Annotated in this window: 22 protein-coding genes; 18 read left to right on the forward strand and 4 right to left on the reverse strand. The window is 69.4% G+C overall.

Annotated features, from left to right (window positions below):
• The first annotated feature begins 36 nt into the window (after window positions 1-36).
• Together FHW79_RS12800 and FHW79_RS12805 are read left to right on the forward strand one after the other, a co-directional pair.
• Window positions 37-2,106: a TonB-dependent receptor gene (locus FHW79_RS12800; RefSeq protein WP_247884342.1), complete on the forward strand. Its 2,070-nt coding sequence runs from the start codon at window positions 37-39 to the stop codon at window positions 2,104-2,106.
• A gap of 110 nt (window positions 2,107-2,216) precedes the next feature.
• Window positions 2,217-2,999: a TonB family protein gene (locus tag FHW79_RS12805; RefSeq protein ID WP_247884343.1), complete on the forward strand. Its 783-nt coding sequence runs from the start codon at window positions 2,217-2,219 to the stop codon at window positions 2,997-2,999.
• Between the two features lie 57 nt (window positions 3,000-3,056).
• Here FHW79_RS12805 and FHW79_RS12810 read toward each other — a convergent pair whose 3' ends face one another.
• On the reverse strand, window positions 3,057-3,752 hold the full coding sequence (locus FHW79_RS12810) for an XRE family transcriptional regulator (protein WP_183179281.1): 696 nt from the start codon (window positions 3,750-3,752) through the stop codon (window positions 3,057-3,059).
• Window positions 3,749-5,185: an FAD-binding oxidoreductase gene (locus FHW79_RS12815; RefSeq protein WP_183179282.1), complete on the reverse strand. Its 1,437-nt coding sequence runs from the start codon at window positions 5,183-5,185 to the stop codon at window positions 3,749-3,751. The genes FHW79_RS12810 and FHW79_RS12815 overlap by 4 nt, the downstream gene beginning before the upstream one ends.
• A 206-nt stretch (window positions 5,186-5,391) precedes the next feature.
• On the opposite strand from FHW79_RS12815, the gene FHW79_RS12820 reads away from it, so the two are divergent.
• From FHW79_RS12820 to FHW79_RS12840, 5 genes are all read left to right on the forward strand, one after another.
• Window positions 5,392-6,546 carry an alpha-hydroxy acid oxidase gene (locus tag FHW79_RS12820; protein ID WP_183179283.1) on the forward strand — a complete coding sequence of 385 codons (1,155 nt, stop codon included), beginning with the start codon at window positions 5,392-5,394 and terminating at the stop codon, window positions 6,544-6,546.
• A 387-nt stretch (window positions 6,547-6,933) separates the two neighbouring features.
• Window positions 6,934-7,833 carry a 4-hydroxy-tetrahydrodipicolinate synthase gene (dapA, locus tag FHW79_RS12825; RefSeq protein ID WP_183179284.1) on the forward strand — a complete coding sequence of 300 codons (900 nt, stop codon included), beginning with the start codon at window positions 6,934-6,936 and terminating at the stop codon, window positions 7,831-7,833.
• A 156-nt stretch (window positions 7,834-7,989) separates the two neighbouring features.
• Window positions 7,990-8,844 carry a transporter substrate-binding domain-containing protein gene (locus FHW79_RS12830; protein ID WP_183179285.1) on the forward strand — a complete coding sequence of 285 codons (855 nt, stop codon included), beginning with the start codon at window positions 7,990-7,992 and terminating at the stop codon, window positions 8,842-8,844.
• A gap of 93 nt (window positions 8,845-8,937) precedes the next feature.
• A complete protein-coding gene (locus tag FHW79_RS12835) occupies window positions 8,938-9,600 on the forward strand; it encodes an amino acid ABC transporter permease (protein ID WP_183179286.1) in 663 nt (220 codons plus the stop codon).
• Between the two features lie 53 nt (window positions 9,601-9,653).
• Complete coding sequence (locus tag FHW79_RS12840) at window positions 9,654-10,418, forward strand: amino acid ABC transporter ATP-binding protein (RefSeq protein ID WP_183179287.1); 765 nt, start codon at window positions 9,654-9,656, stop codon at window positions 10,416-10,418.
• 19 nt (window positions 10,419-10,437) lie between these two features.
• Here FHW79_RS12840 and FHW79_RS12845 read toward each other — a convergent pair whose 3' ends face one another.
• Window positions 10,438-11,343 (reverse strand): LysR substrate-binding domain-containing protein, encoded by a 906-nt coding sequence (locus tag FHW79_RS12845; protein WP_183179288.1) that lies wholly within the window; start codon window positions 11,341-11,343, stop codon window positions 10,438-10,440.
• Window positions 11,344-11,503: 160 nt separating this feature from the next.
• Between FHW79_RS12845 and FHW79_RS12850 the strand changes: the two genes are divergently transcribed.
• The 11 genes from FHW79_RS12850 (at window position 11,504) to FHW79_RS12900 (ending at window position 20,988) form a co-directional block, all read left to right on the forward strand.
• Window positions 11,504-12,538, forward strand: coding sequence for an ABC transporter substrate-binding protein (locus FHW79_RS12850; protein ID WP_183179289.1), 1,035 nt, complete (start codon window positions 11,504-11,506; stop codon window positions 12,536-12,538).
• A gap of 67 nt (window positions 12,539-12,605) precedes the next feature.
• Window positions 12,606-13,649 (forward strand): ABC transporter ATP-binding protein, encoded by a 1,044-nt coding sequence (locus FHW79_RS12855; RefSeq protein WP_183179290.1) that lies wholly within the window; start codon window positions 12,606-12,608, stop codon window positions 13,647-13,649.
• Window positions 13,646-14,590: an ABC transporter permease gene (locus tag FHW79_RS12860; RefSeq protein ID WP_183179291.1), complete on the forward strand. Its 945-nt coding sequence runs from the start codon at window positions 13,646-13,648 to the stop codon at window positions 14,588-14,590. The genes FHW79_RS12855 and FHW79_RS12860 overlap by 4 nt, the downstream gene beginning before the upstream one ends.
• Window positions 14,587-15,387, forward strand: coding sequence for an ABC transporter permease (locus FHW79_RS12865; protein ID WP_183179292.1), 801 nt, complete (start codon window positions 14,587-14,589; stop codon window positions 15,385-15,387). Before FHW79_RS12860 ends, FHW79_RS12865 begins: the two co-directional genes overlap by 4 nt.
• Window positions 15,388-15,395: 8 nt before the next feature.
• Entirely contained in the window at window positions 15,396-16,529 is a 1,134-nt protein-coding gene (locus FHW79_RS12870) for an FAD-dependent oxidoreductase (protein ID WP_183179293.1), read from the forward strand.
• Window positions 16,510-16,806 (forward strand): (2Fe-2S)-binding protein, encoded by a 297-nt coding sequence (locus FHW79_RS12875; protein ID WP_145675382.1) that lies wholly within the window; start codon window positions 16,510-16,512, stop codon window positions 16,804-16,806. Before FHW79_RS12870 ends, FHW79_RS12875 begins: the two co-directional genes overlap by 20 nt.
• Window positions 16,803-18,221 carry an NAD(P)/FAD-dependent oxidoreductase gene (locus FHW79_RS12880; RefSeq protein WP_348984136.1) on the forward strand — a complete coding sequence of 473 codons (1,419 nt, stop codon included), beginning with the start codon at window positions 16,803-16,805 and terminating at the stop codon, window positions 18,219-18,221. Before FHW79_RS12875 ends, FHW79_RS12880 begins: the two co-directional genes overlap by 4 nt.
• A gap of 18 nt (window positions 18,222-18,239) precedes the next feature.
• The gene (locus FHW79_RS12885) at window positions 18,240-19,367 is read left to right on the forward strand and encodes an FAD-dependent oxidoreductase (protein ID WP_183179294.1); all 1,128 of its coding nucleotides are present in this window, start codon (window positions 18,240-18,242) and stop codon (window positions 19,365-19,367) included.
• Between the two features lie 38 nt (window positions 19,368-19,405).
• On the forward strand, window positions 19,406-19,768 hold the full coding sequence (locus tag FHW79_RS12890) for a RidA family protein (RefSeq protein WP_183179295.1): 363 nt from the start codon (window positions 19,406-19,408) through the stop codon (window positions 19,766-19,768).
• 35 nt (window positions 19,769-19,803) lie between these two features.
• Window positions 19,804-20,583: a transporter substrate-binding domain-containing protein gene (locus FHW79_RS12895; RefSeq protein ID WP_183179296.1), complete on the forward strand. Its 780-nt coding sequence runs from the start codon at window positions 19,804-19,806 to the stop codon at window positions 20,581-20,583.
• A 57-nt stretch (window positions 20,584-20,640) separates the two neighbouring features.
• On the forward strand, window positions 20,641-20,988 hold the full coding sequence (locus FHW79_RS12900) for a RidA family protein (RefSeq protein WP_035680290.1): 348 nt from the start codon (window positions 20,641-20,643) through the stop codon (window positions 20,986-20,988).
• Between the two features lie 104 nt (window positions 20,989-21,092).
• Here the strand turns inward: FHW79_RS12900 and FHW79_RS12905 are convergent, their stop codons facing one another.
• Window positions 21,093-21,767 carry a TerC family protein gene (locus FHW79_RS12905; protein ID WP_183179297.1) on the reverse strand — a complete coding sequence of 225 codons (675 nt, stop codon included), beginning with the start codon at window positions 21,765-21,767 and terminating at the stop codon, window positions 21,093-21,095.
• Between the last annotated feature and the right edge of the window lie 219 nt (window positions 21,768-21,986).

Here is a 21,986-nt window from a genome sequence, read left to right on the forward strand (position 1 = left end):
ACACCTTCCGCTGACGCCCATCCCCTCAGGAGTCCGATGAGACGATTGCTGCTTGCCGCTGCGTCGTCGGCCGTGCTGGCCGCCGCGCAGAACGCCCCCGCCTTGGCTCAATCCACCACTCAGACCGCCGCACCCGAAGAACCCGTCTACCGGCTGGGCCAGATCAACGCGACGGCCCAGGCGGCCGGCGGCACCCCGGTCGGCGGCTCCGCCCTGACGTCGGAGGACATCGCCCGCTTCAACCGCGAGCGGCTGGACCGCGCGCTCGACCTGCTGCCGGGCGTCAGCATCGCCACCACCCGCGGCCCGCGCAACGAGCGCTACGTCACGGTGCGCGGCTATGACCGGTTCCAGGTGCCGCTCTATTTGGACGGCGTGCAGCTCTACCTGCCGGCGGACAACCGCTTCGACCTCGGCCGTTTCCTGACCGGCGATCTCGCCGAGATCCAGGTGGCCAAGGGCTACGCGTCGGTTCTCGATGGGCCGGGCGGGCTCGGCGGTTCGATCAACCTCGTCAGCCGCAAGCCGACGCGCGAGCTGGAAGGCGAGTTGCGCACCGGCATCAACCTCGACGCCACGGGCGCCTTCTCCGGCTACCTGACCAGCGCCAGCGCCGGGACGAAGCAGGAGCGCTTCTACGTCCAGGGCGGCATCGCCAAGGTCGAGCAGACGTTCTTCCGCCTGTCCGACGACTACAAACCCACCGCCAACGAGAATGGCGGCCGGCGCGAGGGGTCGGACAGCCGCGACTGGCGGGTGAACGCCAAGTTCGGCATCACGCCCAACGACACCGACGAATATTCCTTCAACGTGCTGAAGCAGAACGGCTCGAAGGGCGCCCCGCTGCACACCGACGACCCGGCCAGCAGCCAGACCATGCGCTACTGGAAATGGCCGGAATGGGCGGTGCAGAACCTGTCCTTCAATTCGCGCACGCAGCTCGGCGACAAGTCCTACATCAAGACGCGGCTGTTCCATTCGACCTTCGACAACAAGCTGGACTCCTACGACGACCGCCGCTACGTCCGGCAGAGCACGTCGCGGGCCTTCACCAGCATCTATGACGACCGCGCCTATGGCGGCGGCGTGGAACTGGGCACCGACCTGATCCCGCGCAACACGCTGAAGGGCGCCATCCACGTCCGCCGCGACGAGCACGAGGAGTTCCAGACCCTCTACGCGCCGCGCTTCCGCGAGCCGACCCAGAAGAGCGTCGAGGACACCTATTCGGTCGCGCTTGAGAACACCTTCCACGCCACCGGGGCGGTGGATGTGGTGGCCGGCGTCAGCTACGACTGGCGCGACCTGCGCAAGGCCCAGGACTGGGACGGCACCAACACCGGCCGCTTCGTCACTTACCCGACGAAGGACATGGACGCCTTCAACTGGCAGGGCGCGGTGGTCTGGCACCATAGCGCCACCGGCGAGACCCACGCCAGCGTGTCCAGCCGCACCCGCTTCCCGACGCTGTTCGAGCGTTTCAGTTCGCGCTTCGGCGGGGCCGTGTCGAATCCCGGGCTGAAGCCGGAACGCGCCATCAATTACGAGATCGGCGCGTCCGAGCAGGTCTTCGGCAACACCCGCCTGGAAGGGGCGGTGTTCGTCAACGACCTGACCGACGCCATCCAGTCGGTCAACATGATATACAACGGCCAGTCGGTGACGCAGAACCGCAACGTCGGGTCCGGCTTCGACCGCGGCTTCGAACTGTCGGCGCGCACGCTGCTGTCCGAGTGGCTGGAGATCGGCGGCAACTACACGCTGCTGGTCCGCACGCTCGACGCCACGGGCACCCCGGAGCCCAAGCCGACCGGCACGCCGACGCACAAGCTGTTCGCCTACGCCGATGTCCAACCCGTCGAGGCGCTGCACGTCGTGCCGTCGCTGGAGGTTTCCTCGACCCGCTGGACCAGCAATTCCGCGCAGACCGCCTATTACCGCACCGGCGCCTACGCGCTGGCCAACCTCAAGGTCTCCTACGAGATCGTCAAGGGGGTGGAGGCAGAGGCCGTGGTCCGCAACATCACCGACCGCAACTACCAGCTCATGGACGGCTATCCGGAGGAGGGGCGCAGCTTCTACCTCGGGGCGCGCTACCAGTTCTGACGCGGCGGAGGGTGGGTTGATCGCGGGGCCTGACCATGGACGGCATGCGTGCCGGCGATACGGTGAGCCTTGGTGAAGGGGATGGGCCGTGGGCACCTTGGGCATTCGCCTTGTCCGCCCTGGCCCATGCCGCCCTGCTGGGTCTGCTGATCGCCGCGGCCGAGACGCCGGCCGTGCCGGTTCCGGAGGCGGTCAGCGTCGATATCGTTCTGGGAAGCGGCGCGGAAGCGGCGGCGGACGCGGGGGGAGGCCCGGACAGTGGCGGAAAAGCAAACGCCGAGCCTCCGCCCGCCACGGCAACCGCCGAACCGGACCCGGCGCCCGACGACAGTCCGGCCTCCGATGCGCCGGTTCCCGAAGTCTCCGATCAACCCGCGGCGGCGCCATCGGTACTGCCGCCGCCGGTTCCGGCCCGCAAGCCGGCGGTGAAACCGGTGACGGCGGTCACCCTGAACCCGTCACCGGCCAGCCCGGCAAAGACGCCCGCGCCGCGGGCCGAAATGCCTGGGGAGCGGGAGGGGCCGGCCGAAACAGGCCCGTCGGGCGGAACGGCGAACAGCCCCGCCCCGGCGGATGCCGACGCCGCTGCGGGCGGCGGTGGAGCGGACGCCATGCGCGTTTATCTGGAGGAGGTGCGCCGCCGCCTTCAGGCCCGTCTCGCCGTGCCGGCGGAAGCGCAGCGGTTGCGGTTGGGCGGGACGGTGCTGGTGCGCTTCACCGTGCGGCGCGACGGCAGCGTTCAGGGCGACTCCCTGGCCGTTCTGTCCGGACCCGGAATCGCGGTGCTGGAGCGGACGGCGCTGGAGACGGTCGTCCGGACCGCCCCCTTTCCGCCACCGCCCCGTCCGGCCACCGTCGAGGTGCCGGTGCTGTTCGCCGTGTCGGTTCGGTGAGGTCGTCGAGGTCCCACTGGGAGCCCCGTGATCCGGCCGCAGCCGAAATGCCGGACATCACTGGTACTTGGCGTAGACCCAGAGCACTCGGGCGTCCCCATCGCCTTCCGACACCCAGAGATGGGGGGTGCTGGCGTCGTAATACATGGAATCGCCGGCTTCCAGCCGCAGCGGCTCGTAGATCTGGCTGTGCACGATCAGGGTGCCGGACAGGACGTGGAGGAACAGCTCCGCGTCGTACTTGGCCCACTCCGGGTAGGCGTCGATGGAGCGGGCGACGACGGTGGTCATGATCGGGGTCATGACCTTGTTCGTCAGGTCCGGGCAGAGCCAGGCGTTGTTGCAGGTGCCGGTCGGGAAGGGGCGGCCGTCGCCCGCCCGCGTCACCGAGCGGCGGCCGGCGACGCGCAGCGCCGGGGTCGGCCCGCCGATGATCGCCGCGGCGTCCATCTCGAAGCCGGCGGCGATCTTCAGAAGGGTGGTGACGGTCGGCGACAGCTCGTTCCGCTCGATCTTGGACAGGGTGGACACCCCGACCCCGGTGCGGTCGGCCGCCTGCTGGAGCGTCAGTCCCAGCCGCTTGCGCAGATTCTTCAGCCGGACGCCGAGGTCCAGCTCCCCGTCCGCCCCGTTCTGGGAGGAAGAAGCGGCGGTGGCCGCGTCGGGCCTGTCGATCACATCCATGGTGTCGTCCGCCGCCTGTCGTGTCGCGATTCGTCGTACATGCTTGGTCGTCAGGGCGGGCCGCTTCATTGAGGGTCCTCGAACACCAGAACCTTTCCAGGATTCATCATATGGTCGGGGTCCAGCAACGCTTTGATCTGCGTCATCAGCCGGTAGCGCGCCGGGTCGATGGAGTTGGCGAGCCGTTTGCGGTTGCTGAAGCCGATCCCGTGTTCCGCGCTGATCGAACCATCGCAGGCGAGCGTCGCGCTGTCGACAATCTCGTTGATCCGCCCCGCCGCCGTCTCGAAATCGGCGCGGGACGGGAAGGCGTCGTGGTCGAAATGGATCACCGCGTGCAGGTTGCCGTCGCCGACATGGCCGACGAACAGCAGCCGCGCCTGCGGGAAGGCGGCGCGCACGCCGCGCTCCGTCTCCGCCGCGAAGTCGCCCAGCCCGTCGAGCGGCACCACGGTGTCGTAGGAGACGCTGATGCCGGAGACCTTGTTCGCCTCCGACACCGAATGGCGCAGGCGCCACAGCGCCTCGCGCTGCGCGCCGCTCTTCGGGATCACGACGTCGGCGACGAGGCCGCGCTCCAGCGCGTCGGCAAGGCAGTCCTCGAGAATTGAGGCCAGGTCCATGGCGGCGAAGCTGTCCTCCGCCTCGATCAGCACGTACCAGCGGTGCGGCTCCGCGAAGGGCAGGGTGCAGCCGGGAATATGGTCGAGAACGAGCTGCATCTGGGAGTGCGACATGACCTCGTAGGCGCTGACCCGGTCGCCGAGACGGGAGCGGACGGAGGCCAGAAGCTCCAGCGCCTGGTCGAGATGGCCGGCGCCGGCCATGGCGGTGGCGCTTGCCTGCGGTTGCGGGAACAGCTTCAGCACCGCCGCCGTGACAATGCCCAGCGTGCCCTCCGCCCCGATGAACAGGTGGCGCACGGCATAGCCGCTGTTGTCCTTGCGCAGCCGCTTCAGGTCGTTCATCACCGAGCCGTCGGGAAGCACCACCTCAAGCCCCAGCACCATGTCGCGCATCGGGCCGTAGCGCAGAACCGCCGTGCCGCCGGCGTTGGTCGCGATGTTGCCGCCGATCTGGCAGCTCCCCTCCGCCCCCAGGCTGAGCGGGAGCAGGCGCCCGGCCTCCTGCGCGCGGGCCTGCAGGTCGGCCAGGATGCAGCCGGCCTCCACCGTCATGGTGTTGTCCAGCGCGCTGACCTGCCGCACCCGGTTCAGCCGATCGAGCCGCAGCACCACCGTCTCCTCCGAGAAGGGCGTGGCGCCGCCGCACATGCCGGTGTTGCCGCCTTGCGGCACGATCTTCCCGCCATGCTCGCGCACCAGCAGGACGGTCGCCGCCACCTGCTCGGTGTCCGCGGGGTAGACGGCGCACAGCGCCGTACCCTGGTAGCGGCCCCGCCAGTCCCGCGTCAGCGGTTCGAGATCGGTCGCCCGAGTGACCACATGGCGCTCCCCCAGGAGCGTACGCAGCGACGTCAGCAGAGCCTGTGGGTCACGCATCGGACAGGTCCTTGTGGCTTCGGATCCGGGATGGACATCGGTGACGCGAACAATCGGCCGGCGCGATCGGACGTTGACGATATTGTTGCACAATGTCTAGCATACGAAAAATTCTTCCTGAAAAGATAATTTTTGCCGGAGCAACTCCCGATGGGCATATCCAGCGAACCGCGCAAGGCGCGCGTCCTCTCCCACGAACCGGGGAAATGGGTGTGACCGCGCCGCTCAACATCGCCGAGGCCCGGCGGCGGGCGCGGTCCCGCCTGCCGCGTGGCCTGTTCGAGTACATCGACCGCGGCACCGAGGACGAAACCGGCATCGCGACGAGCAAAACGGCGCTCGACGGCCTTGTCTTCAAGCCGCGCGTGCTGGTGGACGTGTCGAAACGCGACGCCGCCACCCGTCTGTTCGGGGTGGACCAGCCCATGCCGCTGGTCGTGGCACCCACCGCCGTGGCCGGGCTGGTCTGGTACGACGGCGAGGTGGAACTGGCCAAGGCCGCCGCCGCGGTCGGCATTCCCTTCTGCGTCTCCACCCAGTCCATCACCTCCGTCGAGCGGATCGCCGGGGAATCCGGGGCGCGGCTGTGGTTCCAGCTCTATGTCTGGCGCAGCCGTGAGCGCACCCGCGAACTGGTGCGGCGCGCCGAACGGGCCGGGGCGGAGGCCCTGGTCCTGACCGTGGACACGGCGGTGACGCCCAACCGCGAATACAACATCCGCAACGGCTTCGGCATTCCGATCAAGCCGTCGCTGCGCGCCGGGCTGGACTGTCTCGCCCACCCGCGCTGGTTCGCCGGGGTCTTCGCCAAGTATCTGCGCAACGGCGGCGTGCCGACCTACGCCCACTATCCCGACGAGTTCCGCACCGCGCTGGGCCGGGTCACCGTCGGGAACGAGATCGGCCTCGCCCAGGACGTGGGGTGGGACGACGTGCGGAGCTTGCGGGACGCCTGGAAGGGCAAGCTGATTTTGAAGGGCGTGCTGCGCGCCGACGACGCGGAGAAGGCGGCCGACCTGGGGGTGGACGGAATCGTCGTGTCCAACCACGGCGCCCGCAACCTGGACCACGCCATTCACCCCGTGCGCTGTCTGGCGGACATCGCCGGGCGGGTCGGCGACCGCGTGACCGTCCTGGCCGACAGCGGGGTGCGGCGCGGCAGCCATGTCGCCGGCTATCTGGGCCTCGGAGCGCAGGGCGTGCTGCTCGGCCGTGCCGTTCTCTACGGGCTGGCCACCGACGGGGCGGCGGGTGCGCAGGCGGTGCTGGAGATGGTCCGGCGCGAGCTTTTGACCACCATGGGATTCCTCGGCGCATCGACCGTTGCCGACATCACGGGGACGGTGGAACGGCCACGTTGACGTGTACTGATCGGCCGTTTTTATCGTATCGTACTTTTTTGTCCATGATACGATTTGTTGTTGCAGCGAAGTGAAAAATGATGTGACATCTTGGACATCGGATGTGAACGGGGCCAGTCCGAAGGTCCCATAAGCGACGCTTCCATCGCTCCGTTCACTCCGGCACCGCCCAGCATGGTGGTGAGACGCGTCACGCAGGGTGTGGGTTCAGGCACGGATTTCCGGCGGTGCGCCGGTCTTTGTCGATTTCATCGAACTCTTTTCATCGCGCGTTTTTCCGATCGTCCCAATCCGGCTTCCCGCATCGCGGGGGCAAGGCCGCCCTGCGGCCGCACCGCACCGCCACGCCGCGATTCAAACGCCACGCTCAAGAAATCCGAGGACCCCATGGCACTCACCCATTCGGAGATCAGCGGCCTGTTCAGCGCCATCGTCACGCCGCTGACGGTCGACGGTTCCGTCGACGTCGCCGGCCTGAAGCGGCTGGTGCGCCACCAGCTCGATGCCGGGGCATCCGGCGTCGTGCCGATCGGCGGCACCGGCGAGTATCCCGCCCTGTCGCGGGACGAGCGCAAGCGCGTCGTCGCCGCCTGCGTGGAGGAGGCCGGCGGCAAGCCGGTGATACCCGGCGTGCTGTCCACCGGCTTCCAGGACGCGGTCGAGGCGGGGCGCGACTTCGCCACCGCCGGGGCCGCCGCGGTGATGACCGTCACCCCCTATTACGCCGCCGGCACCCAGGAAGGCATGCGCGCCTATTTCCGCGCCTACCGCGACGCGGTGGACGTGCCGGTCATGCTGTACCAGATCCCGCGCCGCACCACCGTGGCGGTCACCGCCGAGGGCGTGCAGGCGATGGCCGAGGACGGCTCCATCATCGGCATGAAGTTCTCCTCCTACGACATGCCGGAATTCATCAAGACGATGAAGTACGCCGGCGACAAGATCTCGGTGCTGAGCGGCGAGGAGCCGCTGTTCGCCACCCACGTCGCGCTGGGCGCGCGGGGTGGCGTGCTGGCCTCGGCGACCATCTACCCGAAGATCTGGCTGCGCATCTTCGAGCTGGCGCGCGCCGGCAAGCTGAACGAGGCGCTGGCCGAGCAGACCCAAATCGACCCGGTGGTGAATTCCATCTTCCTGGAAACCAACCCCGGCCCGCTGAAGGCCTTCATGGCGATGGCCGGCATGCCGGTCGGCGGGGTGCGCCTGCCGCTGACCGCGCCGACCAATGAGACCACCGAGAAGCTCCAGGCCGTCGCCCGGCACGCGCGCGACATCGCGCTCGCCTGACGGCCGAGGGAACACTCCGGGCGCCTCGGTTTCCCCCGGGCCGCCCCAACAACGCGAAGCCGCGGCGGCGGCCGGTCAACGAACACGGAACGGCCTGAACACACACGTCACGACACATCCGGTCGGACAGCCCGACGGACCACAAGGGAGACGGACATGGTGAATCGCAGGGAACTGGCTGGGTTTCTGGGCGCCGGCGCGGCGGTCGGGGCGTTCGGGGCCACCATGGCGGCGGGCATCGCCCCGGCGGCGGCGCAGGAGGGCGGCAGCTCCTTCGACCGGGTCCTGAAGGCCAAGAAGCTGCGCATCGGCGGTGTGGCGACCGGCGCCCCCTGGATCATGAAGGACCAGACGACCGGCCAGTGGTCGGGCCAGTTCTGGGACATCGGCTCGGCGCTCGCCGCCGACATGGACGTCGGCATCGAGGTGGTCGAGACCACCTGGGGCAACGCCATCCTCGACCTCCAGGCCAACAAGATCGACGTCATGTTCGGCATGAACCCGACGCCGAAACGCGCCCTGGCCGTCGACTTCACGGTCCCGGTCTACAACAGCGCCCTGGTCGTCATCGCCAAGCCGGGCTTCGAGCCGAAGAGCTGGGCCGACATGAACAAGCCGGAGGTGAAGATCGCGGTGGACGTCGGCTCCGCCCACGACCAGGTGGCCAGCCGCCTCTGCCCGAACGCCCAGCTCATCCGCTTCAAGTCGCTGGACGAGGCGACGCTGGCCGTGCGCAGTGGCCGGGCCGACGCCCAGTCGATCTTCTGGATGGGCGGCGTGCGCGCGGTGAAGCGCGACCCGTCGCTGGGCAAGGTGATCGTGCCGCGCCCGGTCTTCGGCTCCACCTCCAACGCGGCGGTGCGGCGCGAGACGGACAAGACCCTGCGCGACTTCGTGAACACCTGGATCGTCTACGCCCAGGGCCTGGGCCTGATCCGCGAGGCGGTGGTGAACAGCCTTGCCAAGGTGGACATCGCCATGAGCGACATCCCGGAAGGCATCACTTTTTAAAGGCCCCCCGACGGACCTGGGTTCCGATGACGCACGGCGGCCGGCCCCACCGGGGTTCGGCCGCCGTTCCGAAGTTTTGCAAGCAGGCCCGCCATGTACACCTTCAACTTCGAGATGCTCTGGGGATACCGCTGGCTGTTCCTGAATGGCACGCTGGTCACCATCGGCCTGACGGCCGCCGTCGTCGTGCTGGGCCTGCTGCTCGGGCTGGTCGGCGGGCTGGCCCAGCTCTCGCGCTTCGCGGTGCTGCGCTGGATCTCCTGGGCCTACATCGAGCTGTTCCGCTGCACGCCGCTGCTGGTGCAGCTTCTGTGGTTCTACTACGCGCTGCCGATGCTGACCGGCATCCAGATCGACGCGATCACGGCCTCCGTCCTCACCCTGTCGCTCTACGGCGGGTCCTTCTACGCGGAGGTGATCCGCGGCGGCGTGGTCTCCATCGAGGCCGGCCAGACGGAGGCCGGACTGGCGCTCGGCCTGACGCCGGCCAAGGTGATGCGGCGCATCGTGCTGCCCCAGGCGATCAAGCGCATGATCCCGCCGCTGATGAACCAGTCGATCATCCAGTTCAAGAACACCTCGCTGGTCTCGGTGGTGGCAGTGCCCGACCTTCTCTACCAGGGGCAGGTCGCCGCGACGGACACCTTCCGTCCGCTGGAGGTCTACACGATCGTCGCGCTGATCTACTTCGTCGTGCTGGTCCCCCTGACGGCCATCGTGAAGCGGGGCGAGAAGCAGCTCCAGACGGGTCATTGAAGGTTCCGGTCATTAAAGGTCACCCGGCGATCCAACGCGAGAGGCCCCTTTCCATGAACATCCCCAAGATCGAAGTCGCCGGGCTGAGGAAGCAGTTCGGCGAGCTGGTCGTCCTGCGCGACATCAACCTGACGGTGGAACCCGGCGCCGTCGTGGCGCTGATCGGCCCCTCGGGGTCGGGCAAGTCCACGCTGCTGCGCTGCCTGAACCTGCTGGTGGTGCCGAACGGCGGCCGGGTCCGCATCGGCGGCGACGCCTTCGACTTCGAGACGGGCAAGGCGCTGCCCCGGCCCAAGGCGCAGGCCAAGTTCCGTTCCAACACCGGCATGGTGTTCCAGCACTTCAACCTGTTCCCGCACATGACGGTGCTGGGCAACGTGATGGAGGGGCCGGTCTCCGCCAAGAACATGCCGAAGGCGCAGGCCGAGGCCATCGGGCGCCGGCTGCTCGCCAAGGTCGGGCTGGCCGACAAGGCCGACGCCTACCCGGACCGGCTGTCCGGCGGGCAGAAGCAGCGCGTCGCCATCGCCCGCGCGCTGGCCATGGAGCCGGAGGTGATGCTGTTCGACGAGGCAACCTCTGCCCTCGACCCGGAGCTGGTGTCGGAGGTGCTGGGGGTGATGCGCGACCTCGCCGCCGAGGGCATGACGATGATCATCGTCACCCACGAGATCGCCTTCGCCCGCGAGGTCGCCGACCGTGTGATCTTCATGCGCGACGGCGTGATCGTGGAGGAGGGGCCGGCGCGTGACGTCATCGACCGGCCGCAGCAGGAGGCCACCCGCGCCTTCCTCAGCCACTTCCACACCCGCGGTTGAATCCGGGGCTGATCCGGACTCACTCCGGCTCGGGCAGGCGGAAGGTGGCGACGGCGTCGCGGAACTCCCCCAGGAAATCCTGCGCGAGGGTGGACAGCGACCGCTGCGCCGAATGCAGCACGGCCATTTCGAAGGTGATGGCCGGCTCGAAGGGGCGGATGGCGACGCCGCGCCCGGCATACTCCTGCGCCGTGAAGGGATCGACGATGGAGATCCCCGCCCCGGCGGCGACCATGGCGCAGGCGATCATGGTGAGCTGGGTTTCCACCCGCGTGGACCGGGCGACGCCGTGCTCGGCGAACATCGCGTCGATGGAATAGCGCATCAGCGTGGCGGCGCCGAGCGCGATGAAGGCCTCGCCCGCGAAGTCCTCCGGGACCAGCCGCTTGCGCGCGGCCAGGGGATGGTCGCTCGGCACCACGGCGACCGCCCGCACCCGCGGCATCCGCTCGCACAGCACCGTCGCGTGCTCCACCGCCGACTGGCCGAAGCCCAGCTCGCACTGGCCGGCGGCCACCCAATCCAGCACCTGCGGGGAACTGCTGCCCCACAGCGACACGTCCACCCGCGGCCGCTCCTCAAGGAAGCGGGCGACGAAGCGCGGCAGGAAGCCGATGGCCATCGCCGGCATGGCGGCCACCCGCAGCGTGCCCGCCCGCCGCTCCTGGAGGTCGCGCGCCGCCTGCTCGATCCGCTCCAGCCCGACGAAGGAGCGCTCCACCTCCTGGTACAGCGACATCGCCTCGCTGGTCGGCGCGATGCGCGAGCCGCGCCGCTCGAACAGCGTCAGCTTCAGCGCGTATTGCAGGTCGGCGATCAGGCGGCTGACCGCCGGCTGGGAGATGTTCAGAAGCTCCGCCGCCGCGGTGATTCCGCCGCTCAGCATGACGGCGCGGAACGCCTCGATCTGGCGGGGATTGAGCATTCGGGGGCGGTCCAAACGTGGCGGATGCGTTGCAGCATAACATTTGTTTATAGACACCGCCAACAATTCGATTTGACGATTATGCCAGCGGGGCGCGACGCTTCGGGGGTGCGACAAAACGCGCACCGCTGGGAAACGAACCAGAACAGGAGAGGGACAGATGCGAGCGTTGGTGTACGGCCTGATGGCAACCGCCGCCCTGGGATGCGGTGTCGCGCAGGCGCAGCAGAAGACCCTGTATGTCGCCGCCTACGGCGGGTCCTTCGAGCAAACGATGCGCAAGGACATCATCCCGGCCTTCGAGAGCAAGACGGGCGTGAAGGTCGAGTATGTCGCCGGCAATTCCACCGACAACCTCGCCAAGCTCCAGGCCCAGAAGGGCAACCAGCAGATCGACGTGGTGATCCTGGACGACGGTCCGATGTACCAGGCGGTGGCGCTGGGCTTCTGCACCGACATCGCCAAGGCGCCGGTCTACGACGACCTCTACGATCTGGCGAAGATCCCCTCGGGCAAGGCGGTCAGCGTCGGCGCGGTCGGCACCGGCATCGTCTACAACAAGAAGGTCTTCGACGAGAACGGCTGGGCCGCCCCCGCCTCCTGGAAGGACATCGAGGACGCCAAGTTCCGCAAGAAGCTGGTCGTCCCGCCGATCAACAACAGCTACGGCCTGCACGCGCTGGTGATGATGGCGCGGCTCGACGGCGGCGGCGAGAAGTCCATCGATCCCGGCTTCAAGGCCTTCAAGGACAAGGTGAACCCGAACGTGCTCGCCTACGAGCCGTCGCCGGGCAAGATGACCGAGCTGTTCCAGAGCGGGCAGGCCACCGTCGCCGTCTGGGGCTCGGGCCGCGCCAAGGCGCTGGCCGACACCGGCTTCCCCGCCGCCTTCGTCTACCCGAAGGAGGGCGGCGTCGTGCTCGCCTCGGCGGCCTGCGCCATCACCGGCAGCAAGCAGGCGGAGGCGGCCCAGCAGTTCATCCAGCACATGCTGTCGCCCGAGGTGCAGACCGTGATGGCGACCGGCGCCGGCTTCGGCCCGGTCAACAAGACCGTCACCCTGACCGCCGACCAGCAGGTGGGCATCCCCTATGGCCCCGAGCAGATGGGCAAGCTGCTGGTGGTGGACTGGGACACCATCAACGCCAACCGCGAGGCCTGGAACAAGCGCTGGACCCGCGAGATCGAGCGCTGACCGCCGCTTCCGGCCCGCACCCGCGGCGGGCCGGAGTTTTCCAGGCTTCTTGGTGGGAGACGACGCCATGCCTTACCTAGTCCTCGATCGGCTGACCAAGCGGTTCGGCCCCTGGGTCGCCGTCGACAACATGTCCCTGACGGTGGAGAAGGGGGAGCTGGTCTCGCTGCTCGGCCCGTCGGGCTGCGGCAAGACCACGACGCTCCAGATGATCGCCGGCTTCCTCGATCCCAGCGCGGGGCGCGTCACGCTGGACGGCGCCGACCTGCTGGCGAAGAAGCCCAACGAGCGCGGGCTCGGCATCGTCTTCCAGAGCTACGCCCTGTTCCCGCACATGACGGCGGCCGAGAACGTCGCCTTCGGTCTGGAGATGCGCGGCATCCCGCGCGCCGACCGCGACCGGATGGTCCGCGACGCGCTCCAGCTCGTCGGGCTGGGGGCTTTCGGCGACCGCTACCCGCGGCGCATGTCCGGCGGCCAGCAGCAGCGCGTGGCGCTGGCCCGCGCCATGGTCATCAAGCCGAGCCTGCTGCTGCTCGACGAGCCGTTGTCCAACCTCGACGCCAAGATGCGCGAGGAGATGCAGATCGAGCTGCGACGCATCCAGCGCAGCGTCGGCACCACCATGATCCTCGTCACCCACGACCAGGCGGAGGCGATGGCCCTGTCCGACCGGGTGGTCATCATGAACAAGGGCCGGGTCGAGCAGGTCGCCGCCCCGCAGGACGCCTACGACAACCCGGCCAGCGCCTTCGTCGCCAACTTCCTCGGCCGCACCAACCTGCTCCAGGGCACGGTGCGCCGCGACGGCGCCGGGCGGCGGATCGACGTGGCCGGCACGGCGTGGCCGGTCGCGGCGGAGGTGCCGGACGGCCCCGGCCTGCTGACCGTGCGGCCGGAGAAGGTCCGCTTCGTGGACGGCGCCGGCGTGCCGGGTCTCGTCCGGGCGCGGGTCTTCCAGGGCACCCAATGGCTGTTCGAAATCCGCACGGAGGCCGGCGACCTGACGGTGATCCGCCAGCACGACGGCCAGACCCTGCCGGCGGAGAACGAGCCGGTCATGCTCGGCTGGCGGGCGGAGGACATGCGCGTGATGGCGGGTGAGGCATGACCGCCGTGGACGCCCATAAATCCCTGGCCAAATCCCTCATCGACTCTCCAGACACGGCAGCCGATTCCGCCCCGCCGCCGCGGCCGGAGCGCCGCCCGCTGGCGCCCTATCTGCTCAGCCTGCCGGCGCTGGCGCTGTTCGCCGTGCTGCTGCTGGTGCCGCTGGTCATGACCGGCCTCTTGTCGCTGAACAGCTTCGGATTCTACACGGGCATCCAGGACGTCTGGCAGCTCGGCAACTACATCGACATCGTCACCGACGACTATTTCCACGAGATCTTCCTGCGCACCTTCCGCATCGCCGTGGTGGTGACCCTGCTCTGCGCCGTGCTCGGCGCGCCGGAGGCCTACATCCTGCGCCGGATGCGGTCTCCCTGGCGCGGCCTGTGCCTGCTGATCGTGCTGGGGCCGCTGCTGATCTCGGTGGTGTCGCGCACGCTCGGCTGGGCGCTGCTGTTCGGCTCCACCGGCATCATCAACACGGCGCTGATGGCGGTCGGGCTGATCGCGACGCCGATCGAGTTCATGTACACGGAGACCGGCGTCATCATCGCGCTGACCCATGTTCTTGTGCCCTTCATGGTGCTGTCGGTCTGGGCGTCGCTGCAGCGGCTCGACCCGCAGGTCGAGAACGCGGCGCTGTCGCTGGGGGCCAAGCCCTTCACCGTGCTGCGCCGGGTGGTTCTGCCGCAGGTGGTGCCGGGCATCCTGTCGGGCTCGATCATCGTCTTCGCGCTGGCCGCCAGCGCCTTCGCCACCCCGGCGATCATCGGCGGGCGGCGGCTGAAGGTGGCGGCGACGCTGGCCTACGACGAGTTCCTGAACACGCTCAACTGGCCGCTGGGCGCCGCCATCGCGATGCTTCTGCTGCTCGCCAACATCGTGATCATCGTCGGCTGCAACCGGCTGGTCGAACGTCGCTACAAGCAGGTGTTCGAATGAACCGCAACGGCCCCGTCGCCCTGGTCTTCCACACGCTGTTCCTGGCCTTCCTGCTGGCGCCGATCCTGGTGGTCTGCGTGGTCGCCTTCACCTCGCAGGGCTATCTGTCGCTGCCGACCGAGGGGCTGTCGCTGCGCTGGCTCAAGGCCATCGGCGACAACCCGGAATTCGCGCGGGCCTTCCGCGACAGCCTGCTGCTGGGAGCGGTCAGCTCCACCATCGCGGTGGCCTTCTCGGTCCCGGCGGCGCTGGCCATCGCCCGCCACCAGTTCCGGGGGCGCGAGGCGATCACGGCGCTGTTCCTGTCGCCGCTGATGGTGCCGCACATCGTGCTGGGCATCGCCTTCCTGCGCTTCTTCACGCAGATCGGGCTGGGCGGCACCTTCGCCGGGCTGGTGCTGAGCCATGTGGTCATCATCCTGCCCTTCGCGCTGCGGCTGATCCTGGCGGCCTCCACCGGCATGGACCGCTCCATCGAGAACGCCGCGGCCTCGCTCGGCGCCACCTCCTGGACGACCTTCCGGCGGGTGACGCTGCCGCTGATCCTGCCGGGCGTGGCGAGCGGCTGGGTGCTGGCCTTCATCAACAGCTTCGACGAGGTGACGATGACCGTCTTCATCGCCTCGCCCGAGACGACGACGCTGCCGGTGCGGCTCTTCCTCTACATCCAGGACAACATCGACCCGCTGGTCGCCGCGGTGTCCGCCTCGCTGATCTTCATGACGGTGGCGGCGATGCTGGTGCTCGACCGGCTCTACGGGCTTGAGCGGCTGCTGGTCGGCCGCGGACAGGAGTGAGCGTCACCATGACCGAGAGAACGAGGTCCGACTGCGACGTCGCCGTGATCGGCGGCGGGCTGGTCGGGTCGGCCATCGCCTGGGGCCTCGCCCAGCAGGGGCAGACGGTCGCCGTCCTCGACGAGGGGGACGTCGCCGTCCGCCCGTCGCGCGGCAACTTCGCCCTGGTCTGGGTGCAGGGCAAGGGGCTGGGCCTGCCGGAATACGCCGGCTGGACCAAGATGTCCTCCGACACCTGGACCGGCTTCGCCGAGCGGCTTCAGGAGCAGACCGGGATCGACGTGTGCTACCGCCGGCCGGGCGGCTTCCTGCCCCTGCTGTCGGAGGAGGAGATGGAACGGCGCGCCGGCCAGCTCCGCCGCCTGCACAACCAGCCGAACGTCGTCCGCTACGACTACGAGATGATGGACCGCGCCGCCGTGGCGAAGGAGATGCCCTTCATCGGCAAGGACGTGGTCGGGGCCAGCTACTGCCCGCTCGACGGCCATTGCAACTCGTTGAAGCTGCTGCGCGCGTTGCACAGCGGGATGAGCCTCTCCGGGGTCTCCTACCGTCCGCACCACCGGGTGGAGCGGATCGAGCCGCGCGACGGCGGGTTCCGCATGGTCACCGCCTCGGGGGACGAGGTGCGGTCGGGCAAGGTGGTCATCGCCGCCGGCCACGACGCCCGCCGGCTGGCCCCCATGGTCGGGCTGGACGCGCCGGTGCGGCCGGAGCGCGGTCACGTCATCGTGACGGAGAAGACCGCCCCCTTCCTGAACTTCCCGGTCGGCTTCATCCGCCAGACCGACGAGGGCGGGGTGATGATCGGCGACAGCTTCGAGGATGCCGGGCTGGACACCACGGTGCGCAACGGCGTCACCTCGACCATCGCCGACCGCGCGCTGCGCATCTTCCCGCTGCTCGGCAAGCTGAACGTGGTGCGGACCTGGGCGGCGCTGCGCGTGCTGACCCCGGACGGCTTCCCGATCTACGAGCAGTCCACCACCATGCCCGGCGCCTTCGTCGCCACCTGCCACAGCGGCGTGACGCTCGCCGCCAACCACGCGCTGGCGCTGGCGCCGCACATCGCCGCCGGCACCCTGCCCGACGAATTCTCGGCCTTCAGCGCCCGGAGGTTCCATGTTCCAGCGGTTGCCTGACGCGGGCGGAGAGCGCGTCTCCTTCACCATCGACGGCCGCCCGGCCGAGGCGCTGTCCGGCGACAGCGTCGCCGCCGCCCTGCTCGCCAACGGGGTCGGCGCCTGCCGGACCACGCCGGTGTCCGGCGCGCCGCGCGGCCCCTACTGCATGATGGGCGTGTGCTTCGACTGTCTGGTGACCATCGACGGCACCGGCAACCAGCAGGGCTGCCAGATCCGCGTGCGCCCCGGCATGCGGGTGGAAACCCAGAACGGCAAGCGGGAGATCGAGCGGTGACCGACCTGAAGCCTCGTTACGATCTGGCGGTGATCGGCGCCGGCCCGGCCGGCCTCGCCGCCGCCACGCTGGCCGCCACGCGCGGCCTGTCCACCGTCCTGCTCGACGAGCAGACGGCCCCCGGCGGCCAGATCTACCGCGCCATCACCCGCTCGCCGGTGAAGAATCCCAGCGTGCTCGGGACCGACTACTGGCACGGCGCCGATCTGGTCGGGCCGTTCCGCGACAGCGGCGCCGACTATCTGCCCGGCACCGCGGTGTGGAGCGTCTCGCGCACGCTCGACATCGGCCTGTCGCGCGACGGGGCTGCGCGCATCCTGCCGGCGCGGCACGTCATCCTGGCGACCGGCGCGCTGGAGCGGCCCTTCCCGATCCCCGGCTGGACGCTGCCCGGCGTGATGGGGGCGGGGGCGGCGCAGATCCTGCTGAAGACCTCCGGCCTCGTCGCCTCGGGCGGGGTGGTGATGGCCGGCAGCGGGCCGCTGCTCTGGCTGCTCGCCTGGCAGTATCTGCGGGCCGGCGCGCGCATCGACGCGATCCTCGACACCACGCCGCGTGAGAACTGGCGGCAGGCCATGCCGCTTCTGCCGGCCTTCGCCCGCTCCGGCTATGTCGGCAAGGGGCTGAAGCTGCTGCTTGAGGTCCGGCGCAAGGTCAAGGTGATCGGCAACGTCTCCGCCCTGCGCGCCGAGGGCGACGGACGCGTGCAGACGGTCGTCTATCGTCAGGGCGATGGGGCGGAGCAGCGCCTTCCGGCCGACACGCTCCTGCTGCACCACGGGGTGATCCCCAACATCAACCTCGCCAACGCCACCGGCTGCGCCCAGTCCTGGGACGAGGCGCAGCGCTGCTGGGTGCCGGACGTCGACGGCTGGGGCGCCACGTCGGTGGAGGGAGTCTCCATCGCCGGCGACGGGGCCGGAATCGGCGGCGCGTTGGCGGCGGAACACCGCGGCCGGCTGACGGCGCTGGACGCCCTGCACCGGCTGGGCGCCATCGACCGCGCCACCCGCGACCGCGACGCCGCCCCGCACCGCGAGGCGCTGGACCGGGCGCTGCGCGGCCGCGACTTCCTCGACGCGCTCTACCGGCCGGGCCGGGAGTTCCGCGTGCCCGCCGACGACACCATCGTCTGCCGCTGCGAGGAGGTGACGGCGGGGCAGGTGCGCGAGGCCGTGAAACTGGGCGTCAGCGGGCCGAACCAGACCAAGTCCTTCCTGCGCTGCGGCATGGGGCCGTGCCAGGGGCGGCTGTGCGGCCCGACCGTGGTCGAGGTCATCGCCGACGCCCGCGGCGTTTCCCCGGCGGAGGTCGGCTATTACCGGCTGCGCCCGCCGGTGAAGCCGATCACGCTGGCCGAACTCGCCTCGCTGCCCAAGGCCGAGGACGAGGTGGCCGCCGTGATGCACCACTGACCGGGCAGGGGGGACGCCATGGCGGAGCCGGACGTCATCATCGTCGGGGGCGGCCTGCACGGCTGCTCCACCGCGCTGCACCTCGCCCTGCGCGGGGTCCGGGCGCTGGTGCTGGAGAAGGACCACATCGGCCGCCACGCCTCCGGCGTGAACGCCGGCGGGGTGCGCCAGCTCGGCCGCCATGCCGCGGAGGTGCCGCTGTCCGTCGCCTCGATGGCGCTGTGGCACGGCATCCGCGACCTCGTGGACGACGACTGCGGCTTCGAAAGCCACGGCCAGCTCAAGGTCGCGGAGACCGAGGCGGAGCTGGAGTCCTGCCGGGAGCGGGCGGCCCAGCTCACAGCGCTCGGCTTCACGCACGAGGAGGTGGTGGATCAGGCGGAACTGCGCCGCCTCGTCCCGTCCATCGCGGAGCATTGCCTCGGCGCCCTGGTGTCCCGTCGCGACGGGGCGGCCATCCCCTACCGCACCACCTTCGCCTTCAAGCGCAAGGCGGAGAGCCTGGGTGCGCGATTCCACGAGGGGGCGGCGGTGGCGCGGGTCGCCCGCTCGGGCCGCAACTGGCGGGTGGAGACGGTGGACGGCGTGGCGCATGAGGCGCCGGTCCTGGTCAACTGCGCCGGGGCCTGGGCCGACCGGCTGGCCGCCCAGCTCGGCGAGCCGGTGCCGCTGGAGGTCATCGCGCCCATGCTGATGATCACCGCCCGCGTGCCGCCCTTCCTGAAGCCGGTGGTCGGGGCGACCGGACGCACCCTGTCCTTCAAGCAGTTTCCCAACGGGACGGTGCTGATCGGCGGCGGGCTGCTGGGCCGCGCCCACCGCGACGAGAACCGGACGGATCTGGACTTCGCCAAGGTCACCACCAACGCCCGCACGGTGTGGGACCTGTTCCCGATCATGCGCAGCGCCACCATTGTCCGCGCCTGGGCTGGGATCGAGGCGCGGATGCCCGACGACATCCCGGTGATCGGCCCCAGCGGCACGGAGGAGGGGGTGTTCCACGCCTTCGGCTTCTCCGCCCACGGCTTCCAGCTCGGTCCGATCGTCGGGCGGATCACCGCCGACCTGATCACCCGCGGGACGAGCGACCTGCCCATCGACGCCTTCCGCATCCAGCGATTCCGCCACACGGCGGCCGCCGCGTGACCGCTCCAGCGGAGCGGCCTTTACAGGAGATCCATGTTTTGACGATTCAGCGTTTCGATTGCGGCCCGCGGATGAGCGAGATGGTCGTTCATAACGGCACCGTCTACCTGTGCGGCCAGATCGCCGATTTCGAGGCCATGGGCGGCGTCACCCACGACGTGACGGCGCAGACCCGCGACGTGCTGCGCCAGATCGACGCCCTGCTGGAGCGCGCCGGCACGGACAAGAGCCGGCTGCTGACGGCGACGGTCTATCTCGCCGACATGGCCGCCTTCGCGGCGATGAACGCGGCCTGGGACGCCTGGGTGGACCGCGCCAACGCCCCGGCCCGCGCGACCGTCGAGGCCAGGCTCGCCGATCCCGACCTGCTGGTCGAGATCCAGTTGATTGCCGCCCTCTAAACGGCTCCTACCGACTTTCAAAACCGGAGTTCACCATGAAACGTCTGGCCCTCGGGCTGGCGATGGGCCTGTGCGCCCTCGCGGCGGCCGTCTCCTCGGAAGCGCGCGCCGATGGCCCGCCCCTGCGCATCGCGACGGAGGGCGCCTACCCGCCCTTCAACATGACCTCTCCCGACGGCACGCTCGGCGGGCTGGAGGTGGAGCTGGCAAACGCCCTGTGCGAGCGCATGAAGCGGCGCTGCACCCTGGTCGCCCAGGATTGGGACGGCATCATCCCCGGCCTGCTGTCGCGCCGCTACGACGCGATCATGGCGACGATGAACATCACGCCGGAGCGCGCGAAGGCCATCGCCTTCTCCGTCCCCTACATGGTCGTGCCGGCCTATTTCGTGGCGGCCACCGGCGGCGGCATCGACGGGACGGAGGCCACCCTGTCCGGCAAGTCGGTCGGCGCCCAGACCTCGACCACCCATTACCGCTACGTCGAGAAGCATTTCGGCAAGACGGTGTCACTGAAGAACTACGACACCGCGTCGAATCTGCTGGCCGACCTGAAGAGCGGGCGCATCGACGCCGCCATCACCACCGGCGCCACCGCGTCCGACTGGGTGAAGGCCGACGCCTCGAAGTCGCTCCAGCTCGTCGGCAAGCCGCTGGTGGATGCCGAGGTGTTCGGCCCCGGCGTGGGCGTCGGCCTGCGCAAGGAGGACGCGGACCTCAAAGCCGCCTTCGACGCCGCCATCGCGTCGGTCGTCCAGGACGGCACCCTGGCCCGCATCGCCGCCAAGTACGTCGATTTCACCGTCACCCCCTGAAAACCAACCCCCTGACCCGCAACCCCACCGATACCAACCAAAACCGGGAGAGTTCTCGTGATCAAGCGCGTTGAGAAGACCAAGATCATGCACCGCGTCGTCGTCAGCAACGGCATCGCCTTCCTCGGCGGCATCATCGCCGACGACGTCAGCGTCGGCATGCAGGAGCAGACCGCCCAGATCTGCAAGAAGCTCGACGCCGTGCTCGCCATGGCCGGCACGGACAAGACGAAGCTGCTGTCCGCCCAGCTCTTCATCACCGACATGAAGGCCAAGGACGGCATGAACGCCGCGTGGTTGGAGTGGCTGAACGGCGACGACCTGCCGGCCCGCGCCACCATCGGCGTCGCCGACCTGGGCGACCCGTCGATCCTGATTGAGGTCGTGGTGACGGCCGCCGTCTGACGGCGGATAAAAAAGAACGGGGGCGCCCGGCACCGTCATGGTGCGGCGGGCGCCCCCGGTCAACGTTCCCGACCGTGATCGGCGGCCGGCCTCACGCCATGTCCTCACGCCATGTGGCGGAGGACTTCGTTGCTGCCGCGCCAGATCATGTCGAGCGCAACGTAGGAGATGATGGCGAGGCCGACCCAGCCGATCCAGCGGTGCTTGTGCAGCACATGCGCGATCATGTTGGCGGCGGCGCCCATCAGGACGACCGACAGGACCAGACCGATGACCAGGATGGTCGGGTGTTCCTTCGCCGCACCGGCCACCGCCAGCACGTTGTCGAGCGACATCGACACGTCCGCCACCACGATCTGCCAGATGGCGGCGCCGAAGGTGGTCGCACCGGCCGCCGCGACGGCGGCGTTACCCGCCACACCGGCGGTGACGGTGCCCGAAGTGGGGTCGGGCGCGTCCATCGCCTCGTCGGGGGCGATCTCGTCCGCGCCGTGGCTGCGCAACTCGCGGAACATCTTCCAGCACACCCACAGCAGCAAGACGCCGCCCGCCAGGGTCAGGCCGATGATGGCGAGGAGTTGGGTGGTGATGAGGGCGAAGAACACGCGCAGCCCCATGGCCGCGGCGATTCCCCAGAAGATGACCTTGCGGCGCTGAGCCAGCGGCACCGCCGCGGCGGCCATACCGACCACGATGGCGTTGTCGCCGGCCAGAACGAGGTCGATGGCGATGACTTGGAGCAGCGCGGCGAGCGCGTCGGCTGTGAACAGATCGGTCATGCGGTGCCTTCCTCTAGCATAGGGCAAGAGAGCAGCACCCACTGGCGGGACCAGGCACAGGGCAGAAACGCTGCCGGCAGGGGCGGGCGGGCGGGGGCCACTCTGAATGTCTCCAGTCCGACATCACAGTTCAGGGAACTGTCAGAGGGGCCCGGCCTGGTAAGCCGGTCTTTATACCAACACGCCGGATTCCACCACTTCGGTTTCGCCAGGGCGGCC

It is taken from the genome of Azospirillum sp. OGB3 (assembly GCF_014192915.1).
GTDB lineage: Bacteria > Pseudomonadota > Alphaproteobacteria > Azospirillales > Azospirillaceae > Azospirillum.

Bases quoted from the DNA above. Each gene is read 5' to 3' on its own strand.
- FHW79_RS12800 (WP_247884342.1), top strand. From the start codon at position 37: ATGAGACGATTGCTGCTTGCCGCTGCGTCGTCGGCCGTGCTGGCCGCC.
- FHW79_RS12885 (WP_183179294.1), top strand. From the start codon at position 18,240: ATGGCGGAGCCGGACGTCATCATCGTCGGGGGCGGCCTGCACGGCTGC.
- FHW79_RS12905 (WP_183179297.1), bottom strand. From the start codon at position 21,767: ATGACCGATCTGTTCACAGCCGACGCGCTCGCCGCGCTGCTCCAAGTC.
- FHW79_RS12840 (WP_183179287.1), top strand. From the start codon at position 9,654: ATGAACATCCCCAAGATCGAAGTCGCCGGGCTGAGGAAGCAGTTCGGC.
- FHW79_RS12855 (WP_183179290.1), top strand. From the start codon at position 12,606: ATGCCTTACCTAGTCCTCGATCGGCTGACCAAGCGGTTCGGCCCCTGG.
- FHW79_RS12845 (WP_183179288.1), bottom strand. From the start codon at position 11,343: ATGCTCAATCCCCGCCAGATCGAGGCGTTCCGCGCCGTCATGCTGAGC.
- FHW79_RS12815 (WP_183179282.1), bottom strand. From the start codon at position 5,185: ATGCGTGACCCACAGGCTCTGCTGACGTCGCTGCGTACGCTCCTGGGG.
- FHW79_RS12875 (WP_145675382.1), top strand. From the start codon at position 16,510: ATGTTCCAGCGGTTGCCTGACGCGGGCGGAGAGCGCGTCTCCTTCACC.
- FHW79_RS12820 (WP_183179283.1), top strand. From the start codon at position 5,392: ATGGGTGTGACCGCGCCGCTCAACATCGCCGAGGCCCGGCGGCGGGCG.
- FHW79_RS12850 (WP_183179289.1), top strand. From the start codon at position 11,504: ATGCGAGCGTTGGTGTACGGCCTGATGGCAACCGCCGCCCTGGGATGC.
- FHW79_RS12835 (WP_183179286.1), top strand. From the start codon at position 8,938: ATGTACACCTTCAACTTCGAGATGCTCTGGGGATACCGCTGGCTGTTC.
- FHW79_RS12870 (WP_183179293.1), top strand. From the start codon at position 15,396: ATGACCGAGAGAACGAGGTCCGACTGCGACGTCGCCGTGATCGGCGGC.
- FHW79_RS12810 (WP_183179281.1), bottom strand. From the start codon at position 3,752: ATGAAGCGGCCCGCCCTGACGACCAAGCATGTACGACGAATCGCGACA.
- FHW79_RS12895 (WP_183179296.1), top strand. From the start codon at position 19,804: ATGAAACGTCTGGCCCTCGGGCTGGCGATGGGCCTGTGCGCCCTCGCG.
- dapA (WP_183179284.1), top strand. From the start codon at position 6,934: ATGGCACTCACCCATTCGGAGATCAGCGGCCTGTTCAGCGCCATCGTC.
- FHW79_RS12865 (WP_183179292.1), top strand. From the start codon at position 14,587: ATGAACCGCAACGGCCCCGTCGCCCTGGTCTTCCACACGCTGTTCCTG.
- FHW79_RS12860 (WP_183179291.1), top strand. From the start codon at position 13,646: ATGACCGCCGTGGACGCCCATAAATCCCTGGCCAAATCCCTCATCGAC.
- FHW79_RS12830 (WP_183179285.1), top strand. From the start codon at position 7,990: ATGGTGAATCGCAGGGAACTGGCTGGGTTTCTGGGCGCCGGCGCGGCG.